Genomic DNA, 15,822 nt, shown 5'->3' on the forward strand with positions numbered 1-15,822 from the left:
CGTGGAACATTTCCGGGAGAAAAGGAGTTGATTCTGATGATGAATCGTGTCGTTCTTGTTGGCCGTTTAACTAAAGATCCTGACCTTCGTTATACACCAAGCGGCGTTGCAGTTGCTACCTTTACTTTAGCTGTAAATCGGGCATTTTCGAATCAGCAGGGGGAACGCGAAGCAGATTTTATTAACTGTGTCGTATGGAGAAAACCGGCAGAAAATGTGGCAAACTTCTTAAAAAAAGGAAGTTTAGCAGGTGTTGACGGTCGGATTCAAACCCGCAACTATGAAGGACAAGATGGCAAACGCGTATATGTTACAGAGATTGTAGCAGAAAGTGTTCAGTTCTTAGAACCAAAAGGCGCATCAGGCGGCGGTGGCGGAAGAGGCAACGATTTCTATGGTGCACCTCCAATGGAGCCGCAAGGAAACCCATTTGGCGGCGGCAATCAGAATCAACGACAAAATTCTAACCAAGGTTTTACAAAAGTAAATGATGATCCATTTGCAGGAAGCGGTCAAATCGACATTTCTGACGATGATCTTCCATTCTAATGTAACCTTAATAGATCGGATTAATTTTTAAAAAGTGAAGGAGGGAATTTCCATGGCAGGAGGACGCAAAGGCGGACGCGCAAAACGCCGTAAAGTATGTTACTTTACAGCAAACGGTATCACTAACATCGATTACAAAGATGTAGATTTACTAAAAAAATTCATCTCTGAACGCGGTAAAATTTTACCACGTCGTGTGACTGGTACTAGCGCTAAATACCAACGCAAATTGACTGTTGCAATCAAACGTGCACGTCAAATGGCTTTATTACCATTCGTTGCAGGTGAATAATAAAGCTGCATAAAAGACAGCCAAGGCGAGAGCCCTGGCTGTCTTTTTATTAGCAAATAAGAAAGTATAAATTTAGCTCCCCCTCATGAACCGTCCTATCGGACTCGCCTATCGGCGGGTTTTCATTTGCAAAAAATTTGAATAGCATGCTATATCTAGCTAAAATTAAGAAGTAGAAGGTTTAGTTTCGAGGTGAAGAAGTGAAAAATGTTCGTAAGTTAACAGAAGGCGCCATGCTTTTAGCAGCCTTTACGGTTTTGTTTCTAATATCGATGTATTTACCATTTGTCGGAATGGTTTCAAGTTTGTTTTTAGCCGTTCCCTTTATTCTGTTTGCGGCTAAATATGAAGGAAAATGGACTATTGTATTTGTTGTTGCCTCTATACTTCTTTCCATTATTGTCGGGTCGTTCCTCTCCCTTCCATTAGCCTTGTCATTTGGAACAACAGGAGCAGTAATGGGGTATTTAATTCAAAAGAAAAAAGAGCGAATGACAATCTTCATTGCCAGTTCATTTGTTTTACTGATTAATATCATTGGGATGTATGCTGTTAGTATTGTCTTTTTTAACATGGACATCATCAACGAAATGATTAATACCATGAAGGATTCCATTAAAATGTCAACCGATATGCTGAAGAATTTAGGTCAGGAAAAACAAGCAGAAAATACGGTAAAACAATTCACTAGAGGATTAGAAATGGTTAGAACCTTGATCCCAACATTGTTTGTATTAACCTCGTTTATTCTGACATTGATGATTCAACTGGTATCCTATCCAATCGTAAAAAGATTTGGTGTTGAAATTAAAAAGTGGAAGCCGTTTAAAGACCTCAGCCTGCCGAGAAGTCTGCTGTGGTATCTTCTGATTACCCTGTTTGCAAATATGGTGCTAAACCCTCAGGAAGGGACATATCTATTTGCTGTATTATTAAATCTTACATATGTCCTGCAATTCTTAATGATTTTTCAGGGCTATACCTTTATGTTTTATTACTTTGATGCGAAAGGAATCTCTAAATCAGTGGCAGTTATCCTGGCTGTTTTCTCCTTCATTATTCCGATTTTTCTTTATATTATAGGGATATTAGGTATAATTGATTTAGGCTTTGATTTACGGAAAAAGTTTAAAAAAGAGTCATGACTACTGTGATTGGGAGCTGAAAACTTTGCCAGCATTTTTAGAAAAACGATCGATACGTTATCCTTTTTATGGGTTAATCGGCGTTACAGTGGTACTGCTCATTGTCCTGCTATTATACAATTGGATATTAAGCTTGGCGGGGTTCTTCGCCATGTTTATCCCTCTTTACTATATGTTTGTGGTGGACCGGCGCCAGCGAAAGGAAATGGAAGATTATATTGCAACGCTCTCTTACCGAGTTAAAAAGGTTGGCGAGGAAGCACTGCTCGAGCTGCCAATCGGGATTATGCTGATCAATGAAGAATATACCATCGAGTGGGCAAACCCTTATTTATCCTCGTGTTTCGATGAGGATACCTTGCTAGGCAAGTCGCTTTACGATGTTGCTGACAGGTTAATTCCATTGATAAAACAGGAGGCCAAAACAGAAGTTATCACCCTTCATGATAAGAAATTCCGTGTCATTCATAAACCTGAGGAACGGCTCTTGTATTTTTTTGATGTAACTGAACAAGCTGAGATTGAAAAGTTATATCTTAATGAACGAACGGCTATTGCCATCATTTTCTTAGATAATTATGACGACTTGACACAGGGAATGGACGATCAAATGCGCGGGAGTCTTAATAATTTGGTCACCTCTATTTTAAATAAATGGGCAAACGATAATGGGATTTTTCTAAAACGAATATCGTCAGAACGTTTTATTGCTGTTTTTAATGAGGAAATTCTTCACGGCCTTGAAAAGGGGAAATTCTCAATTTTAGACGAAGTAAGGGAAATGACCTCGAAGCAAAATACCTCCTTTACACTAAGTATTGGTGTTGGAACAGGTGTATCTTCGCTGCCGGAATTGGGATTGTTAGCACAATCGAGCCTTGATTTAGCATTAGGCCGCGGCGGTGATCAGGTGGCGATTAAACTTCCAAATGGCAAGGTGAAATTTTTCGGTGGAAAAACAAATCCAATTGAAAAGCGTACGCGCGTGAGGGCACGGGTTATCTCCCACGCTTTAAGAGATTTGATTATAGCCAGTGACAAGGTCATTATTATGGGACATAAAAATCCGGATATGGATTCCATTGGTTCAAGCATTGGGATTTATAAAGTGGCACAACTCAATCAAAAGGATGCTTATATTGTTGTAAACATGCAGGAAATGGAGAGTGGCGTTAAACGGATGATGGATGAAATCCGCCATCAGGAGAAGTTATATTCCCGCTTTATAGGGCCGGAAGAGGCCTTAGAAATTGCCACTGATAAAACACTCCTTGTTGTGGTCGATACCCACAAACCTTCCCTTGTTATGGAGGAGCGGCTGCTCAATAAAATCGATAATGTCGTAGTTATCGACCATCACCGCCGCGGTGAGGATTTTATCGCCAACCCATTGCTCGTTTATATGGAGCCGTATGCCTCTTCTACTTCAGAACTTGTAACGGAATTTTTGGAATATCAGCCAAAACGAGGTAAAATTGAAGTAATTGAAGCAACAGCGCTGTTGGCGGGAATTATTGTCGATACCAAAAGTTTTTCACTAAGGACGGGATCAAGGACATTTGATGCTGCATCCTACCTGCGGGCTCACGGGGCTGACACGATCCTTGTGCAAAAGTTCCTGAAAGAAGACGTCGGTACATACATCAAAAGGTCGAAGCTCATTGAATCTGTCTATTTCTATCATGAGGGAATTGCCATTGCCAAAGGCTCCGAACAGGATTTCAATGACCAAGTGATTATCGCCCAGGCTGCAGACACGCTTCTAACTATGAATGGAGTGACGGCCTCATTCGTTATTTCAAAAAGAAGTGAGGAACTGATTGGAATCAGCGCTCGTTCACTAGGAAACATAAATGTACAGGTCATTATGGAAGGGATGAAAGGCGGCGGACACTTGACAAATGCAGCCACCCAGCTGACAGGCCTTACCATTGAACAAGCAGAGGACCAGTTGAAGCAAGTAATCGAGGATTATTTAGAAGGGAGTACAAAAGAATGAAGGTAATTTTTCTTAAAGATGTAAAAGGAAAAGGAAAAAAGGGTGAAATAAAAAACGTGGCGGACGGTTATGCCCACAACTTTTTAATTAAGCAGGGGCTTGCTGTTGAAGCAAACTCCGCTAATGTCAGCACTTTGGATGCCCAAAAGAAAAAGCAGGAAAAAGAAGCGGCTGAAGAGCTTGCTGATGCAAAAAAGCTCAAAGAAACTTTAGATAAAGTTACAGTGGAGCTGACAGCAAAAGCTGGTGAGGGCGGACGTCTATTTGGTTCTATCACCTCAAAACAAATCGCTGAAGAACTGCAAAAGAAGCACGGAATTAAAATCGACAAACGGAAAATGGAACTCGATGATGCGATTCGGACATTAGGTCATACGAAGGTTCCAGTTAAGCTCCATCATGACGTAACAGCCACCTTGACCGTTCATGTGAAAGAAGGAAAATAAAAGACAGCCTGTAGAAGAATAAAATTTGCCAGTTCAAATTTAGATGAATCATGATAAAATAGAAAAGCAAGATTTGAGACGTGATCGGTTTATCTGGTCACTTTTTTCTTTTTAAGATATGATTATTTTTATAAGATTAATAATCACTCTCTAGTTAGGAGGGGTTTTAATAGATGAATGATTTGTTTGCAGACCGCATGCCCCCACAAAATATTGAGGCAGAACAGGCGGTATTAGGTGCCATTTTTTTAGAGCCTTCTTCTTTAACAATGGCTTCGGAAATCTTGATTCCAGAGGATTTCTATCGAGCCGCCCACCAAAAAATCTTTAATGTGATGCTGAAGCTGAATGACGAAGGAAAGGCAGTTGACTTAGTAACTGTTACTGAGGAACTGGCTGCAGCTAAATTAATTGAGGATATAGGCGGTGTCAGCTATTTAAGTGAACTAGCAGGCGCTGTGCCGACGGCTGCCAATATTGAATATTATGCGAGAATCGTAGAAGAGAAATCCCTTCTTAGAAGATTGATCCGCACGGCGACTAATATCGCCACAGATGGTTATACTCGTGAAGATGAAGTCGAATCACTTTTAAGCGAGGCCGAAAAAAGCATCATGGAGGTGGCCCAGCGGAAGAATGCCGGAGCCTTCCATGATATTAAAGATGTCCTTGTTCGGACGTATGACAATATTGAGGAAATGCATAAACGCGTTGGAGAGATTACCGGCCTTGAGACGGGATTTGTTGAACTTGACAAGATGACAGCAGGCTTCCAACGCAATGATTTAATTATTGTCGGTGCGCGTCCTTCAGTTGGTAAAACAGCCTTTGCCTTAAATATTGCGCAAAATGTTGCGAAAAAAACCGGCGAAAATATTGCCATCTTTAGTCTTGAGATGGGTGCTGAGCAGTTGGTCATGCGTCTTTTATGCGCCGAAGGGAACATTGATGCCCAAAGGCTTCGTACTGGGTCGCTGACAGAGGAAGACTGGGGTAAGTTGACGATGGCAATGGGCAGCTTATCAAACACAGGAATCTATATTGATGATACTCCTGGGGTAAGAGTAGGTGATATTCGTTCCAAATGCCGCCGTTTAAAGCAAGAGCACGGCTTGGGAATGATTTTAATTGACTATTTGCAGCTTATTCTAGGAAGTGGCCGCTCTGGTGAAAACCGTCAGCAGGAAGTATCGGAAATTTCCCGCTCCCTCAAGCAATTAGCCCGTGAGCTGCAAGTGCCTGTTATTGCCTTATCGCAGCTATCCCGTGGTGTGGAGCAGCGTCAGGATAAGCGGCCGATGATGTCAGATATCCGTGAATCCGGGTCTATCGAGCAGGATGCTGATATTGTTGCCTTTCTTTACCGTGATGATTACTATGATAAGGAATCGGAAAACAAAAATATCATCGAAATTATCATTGCTAAGCAACGTAACGGCCCGACGGGTACCGTTTCGCTAGCATTCGTGAAAGAATATAATAAATTCGTAAATCTGGAGACAAGATATGAATCTCCAGGGGCTTAATGGGGCCTGATTCCCGCTGCTTTAGTGTTGTCCTGCAGCGGGGTCAGACCCCTTTTTAATAGATTTTTAGTTTACGAACATATTTTACTATTTTGATATAAATCGTTCGTGTTTAATTGACTTTTTTCATAAAAAATTGATAAACTATGTAAGGGAATTAATTAATTTAATGAAAGCTAAAAATTCGGAGGTGCCTTACATGTCATCAGTAGTGGTTGTTGGTACACAATGGGGAGACGAAGGAAAAGGGAAAATCACTGATTTCCTTTCAGAAAATGCAGAAGTAATTGCCCGTTATCAAGGCGGAAATAATGCAGGCCACACCATCAAGTTTAATGGCGAGACTTATAAGCTGCATTTGATTCCTTCAGGGATTTTCTATAAGGAAAAAATTTGTGTCATCGGAAATGGCATGGTCGTCGATCCAAAGGCACTTATTCAAGAACTTGCTTATTTACATGAAAAAGGAATTACAACCGATAATCTGCGCATCAGTAATCGTGCCCATGTCATCCTTCCTTATCATATAAAATTGGATGAAGTGGAAGAAGATCGCAAAGGCGCTAATAAAATTGGCACAACTAAAAAGGGAATTGGTCCAGCATATATGGATAAGGCAGCCCGGAACGGGATTCGCATTGCTGATTTGCTTGACCGTGAAATTTTTGAAGAAAAGTTGGTTCGTAATCTAGAGGAAAAAAACCGTTTATTTGAACGCATTTATGAAACAAACGGCTTCAAAGTCGAAGATATTCTCGATGAATACTATGAGTACGGCCAGCAGGTTAAGAAGTATGTCTGTGATACATCCGTCGTTCTAAATGATGCTTTGGATGAAGGCCGTCGTGTATTGTTTGAAGGCGCCCAGGGTGTTATGCTTGATATCGACCAAGGAACCTATCCATTTGTTACGTCTTCCAACCCGGTTGCCGGCGGTGTAACGATTGGTTCAGGTGTAGGCCCAACTAAGATCACTCATGTTGTTGGTGTATGTAAAGCGTATACTTCTCGTGTTGGTGATGGTCCATTCCCAACTGAGTTACATGATGAAATCGGCCACCAGATCCGCGAAGTCGGCCGTGAATATGGTACAACGACAGGACGTCCACGCCGTGTTGGCTGGTTTGACAGCGTTGTGGTCCGCCATGCTCGCCGTGTTAGCGGTTTGACAGATCTTTCGTTAAATTCTATTGATGTTCTTACAGGAATAGAGACATTAAAGATTTGTACAGCTTACCAATTTAATGGCGAAGTCATTACAGAATATCCTGCCAACCTAAAGATTCTTTCTCAATGTCAACCAATTTACGAAGAATTGCCAGGCTGGACAGAAGATATTACTGGCTGTAAATCCTTGGATGAATTGCCTGAAAACGCCCGTCACTATGTAGCACGCGTTTCACAATTAACTGGTATTCCATTATCAACCTTCTCAGTAGGTCCTGACCGCACCCAAACAAACGTCGTCAGCAACCCGTGGAGACAGGTTTAGAACTCTTTTAAAGCCCTCTTTCTAGGGGGGCTTTACTTTTTTAAAAAGTTTTTTTAGAAAAACTATTGCCTATTATACATTATCATGATATTATAAAAAACGTCGCCAAGAGATGGCGGAAATACATTAAATAACGAGCCATTAGCTCAGTCGGTAGAGCATCTGACTTTTAATCAGAGGGTCGAAGGTTCGAGTCCTTCATGGCTCACCATTCTTTACGAATGGCCCCTTGGTCAAGCGGTTAAGACACCGCCCTTTCACGGCGGTAACACGGGTTCGAATCCCGTAGGGGTCATCGGCATTGGTCGGCCGGTAAATGACTGGCAAGGACAGTCTCCTTGCTGGCTGATCATATTATAAATTGGTCTGGTAGTTCAGTTGGTTAGAATGCCTGCCTGTCACGCAGGAGGTCGCGGGTTCGAGTCCCGTCCAGACCGCCACTTAATTTAGAATGGGCTCAGTAGCTCAGTCGGTAGAGCACGATCGAATAAGCTTCCTTGAAATACTTCAGGGCAGACATCGAGACGCTCCTTGAATAAGCCTTCTAAGATGTCTGCACGATTGAGTAAGCATCCTTGAAAAGGCATCAGCGTACACGCCGAGCTGCTGCTTGAATAAGCTCTCTGAGGCGGGGACGAAGGACTTACCTCATACTTGTTGTAGGAAATCATCTAAATATGGCTCAGTAGCTCAGTCGGTAGAGCAAAGGACTGAAAATCCTTGTGTCGGCGGTTCGATTCCGTCCTGAGCCATCCCAAAAAGAAGTTCGCACACATTGCGGATTTCTTTTTTTGTTACATTTGTTACATAAATGTAATAAATGCCCCTGTTTTTTACAAATAGCATAGAAATTTGTCTTATTTTGTAAAATTATCCCGATATTGGACAAACCCCTGATATAATAGGGATTTCCCCCTATTACCCGCACAAAAAAACAGGAAGAAATGACTAGCATATTTCAAAAGACGTAGGATAATGTCAGTAATTATACAATTGTGTTACATTATGGAGACTATTAATCTCATCTCTATAAAACTATGGTAAAGTAAGAGAGGCTAAAATTCTGGGAAACCCTTTCATTGTGTTTTACCGTGGTTTAGGAGGAAATAATGTTTTCTTTAAACAAAAAAAACAATTCTAAAAAACTTTTATTAATAAAAACAACCATAGCATCAGCAGTAGCAGCATCTGTTATTGCGTTTAGCAGCGGACCGGTGGCACTGGCTACTTCCTCAAAATTAACAACTGTTTATCATGTTTATCTCAATGGTACATACATAGGTAATGTAACGGATAAAGCAATTGTCGATAAAATTGTTGCAGAGAAATTGGATTCCATGAAGGAATCCATCAAAGATCTTAACATAAAGCTTGGCGAACAGGTTCAATATGTACCTGAACAAGTTTTCAGCGCCAATGCAAACAATCAAGAAACTCTTCAAAACTTAAGAAATACATTCCAAGTTCAAGCAGAAGCGGCTGCCATTATGATTGATGGAGCACCTGTTGTTTATCTGGAAAATAAGAGTGCGGGTGAGGACGTAATCAAGAATCTTAAACTGCAGTATGTTACTGAACAGCAGCTGCAAGACCTTGAAGCACGTAAAGAGGCTTCACCTGACACATTACCGGCTTTAAATCAAAATGAAACACGTATTTTAAATGTAAGTCTTTCAAAAAATGTTTCTGTGGAGACGAAAAATGTTGAGTTGCAAAAAATCGTAACTCCTGCTGAGGCTGTTACTCTTTTACAAAAAGGCACTTTGGAAGAAAAGAAGTACGCTGTTCAAGATGGCGACGCACTTGAATCAATTGCCCATCAAAATGGATTGACAGTACCGGAATTGCTAGCCTTAAATCCTGGATTAACAGCAGATTCATTAATAAAAATCGGCCAAGAAATCAATATTACGGCCTTAAAGCCATACGTGGATGTAATCGTTGAAAAAGAAGTGAACCAAAACGAAACCATTCCATTTGAAACGCAAATCGAAGAAGACGCAAATCTCCCTAAGGGAGAAAAGAAAGTACAACAAGAAGGTCAAGACGGATCTCGTTCAGTAACCTACCATATTTCAGAACAAAATGGTGTTGCTTCCCAAAAGAACGTTACTAGTGAGCAAATCCTGCAGCAGCCTATAAATAATATTATCATTAAAGGAACAAAGGCCATTCCTTCCCGTGGTGAGGGCACACTTGCTTGGCCGACTGTCGGCGGGTATGTATCCAGTGAAATGGGGTTCCGCTGGGGCAAAAAACATAAAGGAATCGATATTGCCAGACCAAGCAATTTAACAATCAAAGCTGCAGATAATGGTGTAGTTGTTTCAGCCGGATGGGACAACGGCGGCTATGGAAATAAAGTTATCATTGACCATCAAAATGGAATGCGTACCCTATATGGCCACATGTCCTCGCTTAATGTAAAAGCCGGACAGACAGTTTCTAAAGGAACAGCGATCGGTGTAATGGGAGCAACCGGAGATGCAACTGGTGTCCACCTCCATTTCGAAGTGTATAAAAATGGCGGCTTGGTAAACCCACTTTCTTATGTAAGCAGATAACAGTCTCTAGTTTAACTAGAGGCTTTTTCTTTTGGCTAATAAGAAAGTATAAACTTTCTGCCGAAAACTTTATACTTTCTTAACGCATAAGTGCAACTACGCCTCTGTCTTCGCCCTTAGGGGCTCGCCAATCGGCGAGTTTTCTTTAGAAACCCTAGTAGTTAACTGGAAGAAGACTTCCAAATACTTGTTATAGATGAATTTCAGGCGAAACAATGGTAAAGTAAAATAGAGTAGTTATGACTTTTAAAAAGAAAAATATAGACAATAAAAACAAAAAGGAGCAATGGTATGGAAAAGAAAATTCTCGTTGTTGATGATGAAAAACCGATTGCTGATATCCTTCAATTTAACCTGAAAAAGGAAGGATATGACGTCTATTGCGCCTATGATGGAAACCAAGCACTTCAATTAGTTGAAGAAATCCAGCCAGATTTAATCCTGTTAGATATTATGCTGCCGCAAAGAGATGGAATGGAGGTTTGCCGCGAAGTACGGAAAAAGTACGAAATGCCGATTATCATGCTGACTGCCAAGGATTCAGAAATTGATAAAGTCCTGGGACTTGAGCTTGGTGCTGACGATTACGTGACGAAGCCGTTCAGCACAAGAGAGTTAATCGCCCGTGTGAAGGCAAATTTGCGCCGCCATCAGCAAATCATTGCACAGCCTGATGCGGAAAATGAAACGAATGAAATAGTCGTGGGCGCTCTTGTCATCCATCCGGATGCCTATGTCGTGTCTAAACGTGGGGAAACCATTGAGCTTACCCATCGTGAATTTGAATTGCTTTACTACTTGGCACAGCATATTGGTCAGGTTATGACACGCGAGCATCTACTGCAAACGGTCTGGGGTTATGATTATTATGGCGATGTTCGGACAGTCGATGTTACGGTACGCCGCCTTCGTGAAAAAATTGAAGACAGTCCGAGTCATCCTGCCTGGATTGTGACGCGCCGCGGGGTAGGTTATTATTTACGGAATCCTGAACAGGAGTAGTGACTGGTGAAAAAAGTAGGCTTCTTTCGCTCGATACATGTTAAATTTGTGATCATCTATGTGCTCCTCCTTTTAGTTGCAATGCAGATTATCGGTGTTTATTTTGTCCGGCAACTGGAGGAAACATTGAGGACAAATTTCCAAACGGCTTTAAAAGAGCGTGTGAATTTACTAGGATATAATATTCGCGAGGAAATAGAGAAACAAAGAACTGCTGAAGACCCGACTTTAGAGGAAGATATCAAAAAGACCCTTAAGGATTTTGACAATGCCGGTGATATCTCAGAGGTGCAGGTAATTGAAAACCGGTCACTGAAGATTCTTGGAACCTCTGATGCAGATAATCAAGGTCTAATCGGGCAAAGAACAACCATACTTCGCATTAAACAATCAATGGTATTGGAAGAAGACCAAAGCGCCCTGTTAATCGATAAGAAAACGGGAAATCGTATCTGGGTCCTTTCTACTCCAATTAAATCCGGCAAGAAGGTCATTGGCGCCATTTACCTTGTTGCAAAAATTGAGAGTGTTTTTGAACAAATGAAAACCATTAATACAATTTTTGCTACAGGGACAGCCATCGCCATGTCAATCACAGCTGTATTAGGGATCTTGTTAGCCCAGACCATTACAAGGCCGATTGCCGATATGAAAAAGCAGGCATTGGCAATGGCCAAAGGGAACTTTTCTCGCAAGGTTAAGGTGTATGGGTACGATGAAATCGGAACGCTGGCAATTACCTTTAACAATTTAACAAAGAAGCTGCAGGAAGCCCAGGCGATGACGGAAGGGGAACGTAGAAAACTATCCTCCGTCCTCTCCTATATGACCGATGGCGTTATTGCAACAGATAGAAAAGGCCGGGTCATCCTCATAAATGAACCGGCAGCGGAAATGCTGAATGTTTCACGTGAAACAGTGCTCTCCCAGCCGATTGTGTCATTATTAGATTTGGACGACACCAATACCTTCGAAGATTTGTTGGAGGAGAAGGATTCGCTTATTCTGGATTATAGTACCAAGCAGGAAAGATACATCCTTAGGGCAAATTTTTCCGTTATCCAAAAAGAAACTGGCTTTGTAAACGGATTGATTTGCGTTCTGCATGATATTACGGAGCAGGAAAAAATTGAATTCGAAAGACGGGAGTTTGTGGCCAATGTTTCGCATGAGCTGAGGACCCCGTTAACTACGATGAGAAGCTACCTAGAGGCTCTTGCAGATGGGGCTTGGCGTGATGAGGAAATTGCCCCGAACTTTCTGGAAGTGACAAGTAAGGAAACGGAGCGAATGATTCGCCTTGTTAATGACCTGTTGACATTGTCAAAAATGGATAGCACTGATTATCGAATGACAATGGAATGGGTAAACTTTGTTGATTTCTATGACCGAATTATTGACCGTTTTGAAATGGCAAAGGAGCAAAACGTAACATTTAAAAGAATTCTCCCTAAGCATGGCATCTTCGTTGAAATGGATGAAGATAAAATGACTCAGGTCTTATACAACGTCATTTCCAATGCTCTGAAGTATTCTCCTGAAGGTGGACAGGTGACCTTCACTATACAAGAAAAAAATGAGACCATTATTGTCAGCGTTTCAGACCAAGGAATGGGAATTCCCAAAGAGAGTATCGGGAAAATATTTGACCGTTTTTATCGAGTCGATAAAGCAAGAACGCGGAAAATGGGCGGAACAGGTTTGGGACTGGCCATTGCTAAAGAAATTGTCAGTGCTCATGGCGGAAATATCTGGGCATCTAGTAAGGAAGGGAAAGGAACTACCATTTCATTTTCCTTGCCATATGAAAGTGCTGAAGAGGATGAATGGTCATGAAATATGAAAATATAAAATCCGTTATCTTAACAATATTGGTGTTCATCAGTATTTTTTTAACCTGGAATCTTTGGACGTACCAGCCTAACTTCGACACGATGGAAAATGACAGCTATGTGGCGGAAGTCTCGGTGAGTGAAAAGCAGGAACTGCAGAAAATTGTCCGTCCTGACCGAATTTTGTTTCATATTAAAAATGATCACTATGGGACCAATAATCCGGATGAAATAGACAATGTCATTAAGGAAATTAGCAAATGGTCTATCTTTGATATTAAAAACTATACCGACAATGTTGAAAACATTAATGACCTTATTCACAGTCCCGGAAACGCGGAAATAGTGTTTCCGGGTGAGGTCCCAATCGCTTTATATCGTGGTGTCTTAAACATTGAAGGAAAAAAGGTTCCTTCCTTTAATTTTAATAGAATGATTATTAATGTGGAGAATTCCAGCAATGAGAATGGAATCGTCTATTTTGTTTCATCAGAAAACCAGCAGGTTTATATCAGTCATATTTCACCGGCCAATTTAACTGCATTTAACCGGGACATTTTCAAAAACGCACCCCGCTTACCGCGATATTTTGCGTATAAGCCCTCGGATAATAAAACGATCTTTTTACCGGAAGGCGAAACAGATATGAAAACATATAAGTATTTGCCTGTTACCCTTAATTCGGAAAAATTTAAAGAAGCCTTATTCCGAGACCCAAGCAATGTGCAGAAGAACCCAATTCGTGCAGGGGAAGAATATACAAGTGATTCAAGTAAAATGACAGTCAGTGATGATACGAATATACTTTCATATGTCAATCCCACTGCAGAGGATGACTTTGTAGATAATTCCTATGACTTAGTGAAGCGAAGTATTGATTTAATCAACGAACATAGTGGATGGACGGATTCCTATCATTATGTTTCAAAAAATGAATACAGTGCCACAGTTGTTTTTCGCCTTTATACTGGTGACGGCTACCCAGTTTTCAGTGAACGGGGCATTTCTGAGATTACAGAGGTATGGGGCCGAAATGAACTTACTAAATATATCCGGCCCAACATTGCCTTAGAGCTGCCGCTGACAACTGAAATGAAAACGGTGAAGCGGGCTTCCGGTCATGATGTGTTAAATTTCTTGGAGAACAAAAGGAATTTTAAGTCAGAGCTTCTCGAGGAGTTAGTATTAGGGTATCGAATGGATCGGGATTCAGAGGAAAACCAGTTAATCCTTTTAGAGCCTGCCTGGTTCTATCGCTACGATAAACAATGGGGAGAGCTTACGATGGATGACCTAGGGGGGCCGGCACATGGATTGGAGTAAAATTAAGACAATTTTCATCGTTACATTCTTAATCCTGGATGTATATCTGTTATTTCAATTTATGAAAATCCGTGATGCCAATAAATATGAATTCGTAACTGAAACTACTTTTGAAGAGAAACTAAAGGCTGACGAAATTAAATACGAGGAACTGCCGACAGCGAAAATAAAGTCGCAGTACTTAAGTGCAAAACCAAAGGTTTTTACAAAAAGTGATACGGCAAAGCTGAAAGGGCAGTCCGTTACCCTTAAGGACCCCGGTACCACCCTTCAAGCGGAATTTGAAAAGCCGTTTGCATTAAGTAATAAGTTCGAACCTGCCGAATTGGCATCCTTTTTAAAGGACAATATTTTGTATGGAGACCAGTATCAATTTGGGGAGAAAAATGAGAAAAAGAGTACGATCACCTATTTTCAACAATATGAAAGCTATCCATTATACAAAAATATTAATGGGATGATTACCTTTACGTATAATTCTGAAAATCAAATAGTCTCTTATCAGCAGACCTATCTTGAGGGCTTCGAAAAGATGGCGGCGAAGGAAGAAATACTCACGCCGTTAAAAGCGATTGAAACGTTGCACCAAAAGGGAGTCATCAAACCAAAAAGCAAGATTACCAAGGTCGAGCTTGGCTACTCAACACGTATCCAATTAGCAGCCTCCCAGGTGTTAGCGCCAACCTGGCACTTTGCGGTCAATGATAAGGAAAATCTATTTGTGAATGCTTTTGAAGGGCAAATCATCCAATTCAAAAGCGATGAAAAAACTAATGTGGAGTGAAATGTATGTCTTTACGTTATAGCATTCTTACAAGCGGGAGTACAGGCAACGCCCTATATGTAGAGGCTGAAGAGCACTCCTTTCTGGTCGATGCAGGCTTAAGCGGAAAGCAAATGGAGGCGCTGTTTCAGCAAATCGACCGGGATATCAGCAAGCTTTCTGCCGTTTTTGTAACACACGAGCATAGCGATCATATCAAAGGGATTGGCGTTTTAGCGCGTAAATATAAGCTGCCAGTCTATGCAAATGAAAAAACCTGGCGGGCTATGGATGGTTTAGTAGGTGCAATCCCAACTGAGCAGAAGTTTGTGTTTGATATGGAATCGGTAAAAAGCTTTGGTTCAGTGCAAATTGAATCTTTTGGGGTCTCCCACGATGCGGCTGAGCCAATGTTTTATATTTTCCATCATTCCGGCGGCAAAAAACTCGTGCAAATTACTGATACCGGTTATGTAAGCGATCGGATGAAGGGCATAATCAAAGATGCCGATGTATATATTTTTGAATCCAATCATGATGTGCAAATGCTAAGGATGGGTAGATATCCTTGGAACATTAAACGAAGAATCTTAAGTGATGTCGGCCATGTTTCCAATGAAGATGCAGCACTTGCGATGAGTGAGGTCGTTGGTGACCGGACCAAACGGATTTATCTCGCCCATTTAAGCCTAGATAACAATATGAAGGATTTAGCAAGAATGTCAGTGTCACAGACTTTGGAAAGCCGCGGCTTAATAGTCGGCGAACAATTTGACCTGTATGACACAGATCCAAAAATACCGACCGTGCTAACTGCAGTATAGAGAGGTTGCTTTCACTTTGAAGGCTCCTCTCTTTTTTTAGTATGAAAAAAGTATGAACAAAAGAT

The 15,822-nt window shown here is 41.2% G+C and carries 13 protein-coding genes and 4 tRNA genes; all 17 read left to right on the plus strand.

The features are described from left to right. Positions 1–36: 36 nt before the first annotated feature. The 17 genes from ssb to KHA99_RS08215 all read left to right on the plus strand — a co-directional run bounded on the left by ssb (position 37) and on the right by KHA99_RS08215 (position 15,757). Complete coding sequence (ssb, locus tag KHA99_RS08135; protein ID WP_213116970.1) at positions 37–549, plus strand: single-stranded DNA-binding protein; 513 nt, start codon at positions 37–39, stop codon at positions 547–549. Positions 550–601: 52 nt separating this feature from the next. Continuing rightward, positions 602–841 (plus strand): 30S ribosomal protein S18, encoded by a 240-nt coding sequence (rpsR, locus tag KHA99_RS08140; RefSeq protein WP_173062335.1) that lies wholly within the window; start codon positions 602–604, stop codon positions 839–841. Positions 842–1,041: 200 nt separating this feature from the next. Further along, entirely contained in the window at positions 1,042–1,986 is a 945-nt protein-coding gene (locus KHA99_RS08145) for a YybS family protein (protein ID WP_213116971.1), read from the plus strand. 25 nt (positions 1,987–2,011) lie between these two features. After that, positions 2,012–3,985: a DHH family phosphoesterase gene (locus KHA99_RS08150; protein WP_213116972.1), complete on the plus strand. Its 1,974-nt coding sequence runs from the start codon at positions 2,012–2,014 to the stop codon at positions 3,983–3,985. Continuing rightward, on the plus strand, positions 3,982–4,431 hold the full coding sequence (gene rplI / locus KHA99_RS08155; protein WP_213116973.1) for a 50S ribosomal protein L9: 450 nt from the start codon (positions 3,982–3,984) through the stop codon (positions 4,429–4,431). Before KHA99_RS08150 ends, rplI begins: the two co-directional genes overlap by 4 nt. Positions 4,432–4,604: 173 nt before the next feature. After that, positions 4,605–5,957, plus strand: a complete 1,353-nt coding sequence (dnaB, locus tag KHA99_RS08160) for a replicative DNA helicase (RefSeq protein ID WP_213116974.1) — start codon at positions 4,605–4,607, stop codon at positions 5,955–5,957. Positions 5,958–6,156: 199 nt separating this feature from the next. Further along, positions 6,157–7,449: an adenylosuccinate synthase gene (locus KHA99_RS08165; RefSeq protein WP_213116975.1), complete on the plus strand. Its 1,293-nt coding sequence runs from the start codon at positions 6,157–6,159 to the stop codon at positions 7,447–7,449. Between the two features lie 135 nt (positions 7,450–7,584). Beyond that, positions 7,585–7,660, plus strand: a tRNA-Lys gene (locus KHA99_RS08170). A 12-nt stretch (positions 7,661–7,672) separates the two neighbouring features. Then, positions 7,673–7,744, plus strand: a tRNA-Glu gene (locus KHA99_RS08175). Positions 7,745–7,812: 68 nt separating this feature from the next. Continuing rightward, a tRNA-Asp gene (locus KHA99_RS08180) sits at positions 7,813–7,889 on the plus strand. Between the two features lie 239 nt (positions 7,890–8,128). Then, positions 8,129–8,201 (plus strand) — tRNA-Phe (locus tag KHA99_RS08185). Positions 8,202–8,558: 357 nt separating this feature from the next. After that, positions 8,559–10,013 carry a peptidoglycan DD-metalloendopeptidase family protein gene (locus tag KHA99_RS08190; protein WP_249366561.1) on the plus strand — a complete coding sequence of 485 codons (1,455 nt, stop codon included), beginning with the start codon at positions 8,559–8,561 and terminating at the stop codon, positions 10,011–10,013. A 291-nt stretch (positions 10,014–10,304) separates the two neighbouring features. Continuing rightward, positions 10,305–11,015: a response regulator YycF gene (yycF, locus tag KHA99_RS08195; protein WP_213116976.1), complete on the plus strand. Its 711-nt coding sequence runs from the start codon at positions 10,305–10,307 to the stop codon at positions 11,013–11,015. A 6-nt stretch (positions 11,016–11,021) separates the two neighbouring features. Next, positions 11,022–12,851 carry a cell wall metabolism sensor histidine kinase WalK gene (walK, locus tag KHA99_RS08200; protein WP_213116977.1) on the plus strand — a complete coding sequence of 610 codons (1,830 nt, stop codon included), beginning with the start codon at positions 11,022–11,024 and terminating at the stop codon, positions 12,849–12,851. Next, positions 12,848–14,170 carry a YycH family regulatory protein gene (locus tag KHA99_RS08205; protein WP_213116978.1) on the plus strand — a complete coding sequence of 441 codons (1,323 nt, stop codon included), beginning with the start codon at positions 12,848–12,850 and terminating at the stop codon, positions 14,168–14,170. The genes walK and KHA99_RS08205 overlap by 4 nt, the downstream gene beginning before the upstream one ends. Next, positions 14,157–14,954, plus strand: coding sequence for a two-component system regulatory protein YycI (locus tag KHA99_RS08210; RefSeq protein WP_213116979.1), 798 nt, complete (start codon positions 14,157–14,159; stop codon positions 14,952–14,954). Before KHA99_RS08205 ends, KHA99_RS08210 begins: the two co-directional genes overlap by 14 nt. A gap of 5 nt (positions 14,955–14,959) precedes the next feature. Continuing rightward, the gene (locus tag KHA99_RS08215) at positions 14,960–15,757 is read left to right on the plus strand and encodes an MBL fold metallo-hydrolase (RefSeq protein ID WP_213116980.1); all 798 of its coding nucleotides are present in this window, start codon (positions 14,960–14,962) and stop codon (positions 15,755–15,757) included. Positions 15,758–15,822: the final 65 nt, after the last annotated feature.

The organism is Neobacillus rhizophilus (genome assembly GCF_018343535.1).
Classification (GTDB): Bacteria; Bacillota; Bacilli; order Bacillales; family Cytobacillaceae; genus Neobacillus; species Neobacillus rhizophilus.

Coding starts and splice junctions, on each gene's coding strand:
- dnaB (WP_213116974.1), top strand. CDS start 4,605: ATGAATGATTTGTTTGCAGACCGCATGCCCCCACAAAATATTGAGGCA.
- rplI (WP_213116973.1), top strand. CDS start 3,982: ATGAAGGTAATTTTTCTTAAAGATGTAAAAGGAAAAGGAAAAAAGGGT.
- rpsR (WP_173062335.1), top strand. CDS start 602: ATGGCAGGAGGACGCAAAGGCGGACGCGCAAAACGCCGTAAAGTATGT.
- yycF (WP_213116976.1), top strand. CDS start 10,305: ATGGAAAAGAAAATTCTCGTTGTTGATGATGAAAAACCGATTGCTGAT.
- KHA99_RS08205 (WP_213116978.1), top strand. CDS start 12,848: ATGAAATATGAAAATATAAAATCCGTTATCTTAACAATATTGGTGTTC.
- KHA99_RS08215 (WP_213116980.1), top strand. CDS start 14,960: ATGTCTTTACGTTATAGCATTCTTACAAGCGGGAGTACAGGCAACGCC.
- KHA99_RS08210 (WP_213116979.1), top strand. CDS start 14,157: ATGGATTGGAGTAAAATTAAGACAATTTTCATCGTTACATTCTTAATC.
- ssb (WP_213116970.1), top strand. CDS start 37: ATGATGAATCGTGTCGTTCTTGTTGGCCGTTTAACTAAAGATCCTGAC.
- KHA99_RS08190 (WP_249366561.1), top strand. CDS start 8,559: ATGTTTTCTTTAAACAAAAAAAACAATTCTAAAAAACTTTTATTAATA.
- KHA99_RS08165 (WP_213116975.1), top strand. CDS start 6,157: ATGTCATCAGTAGTGGTTGTTGGTACACAATGGGGAGACGAAGGAAAA.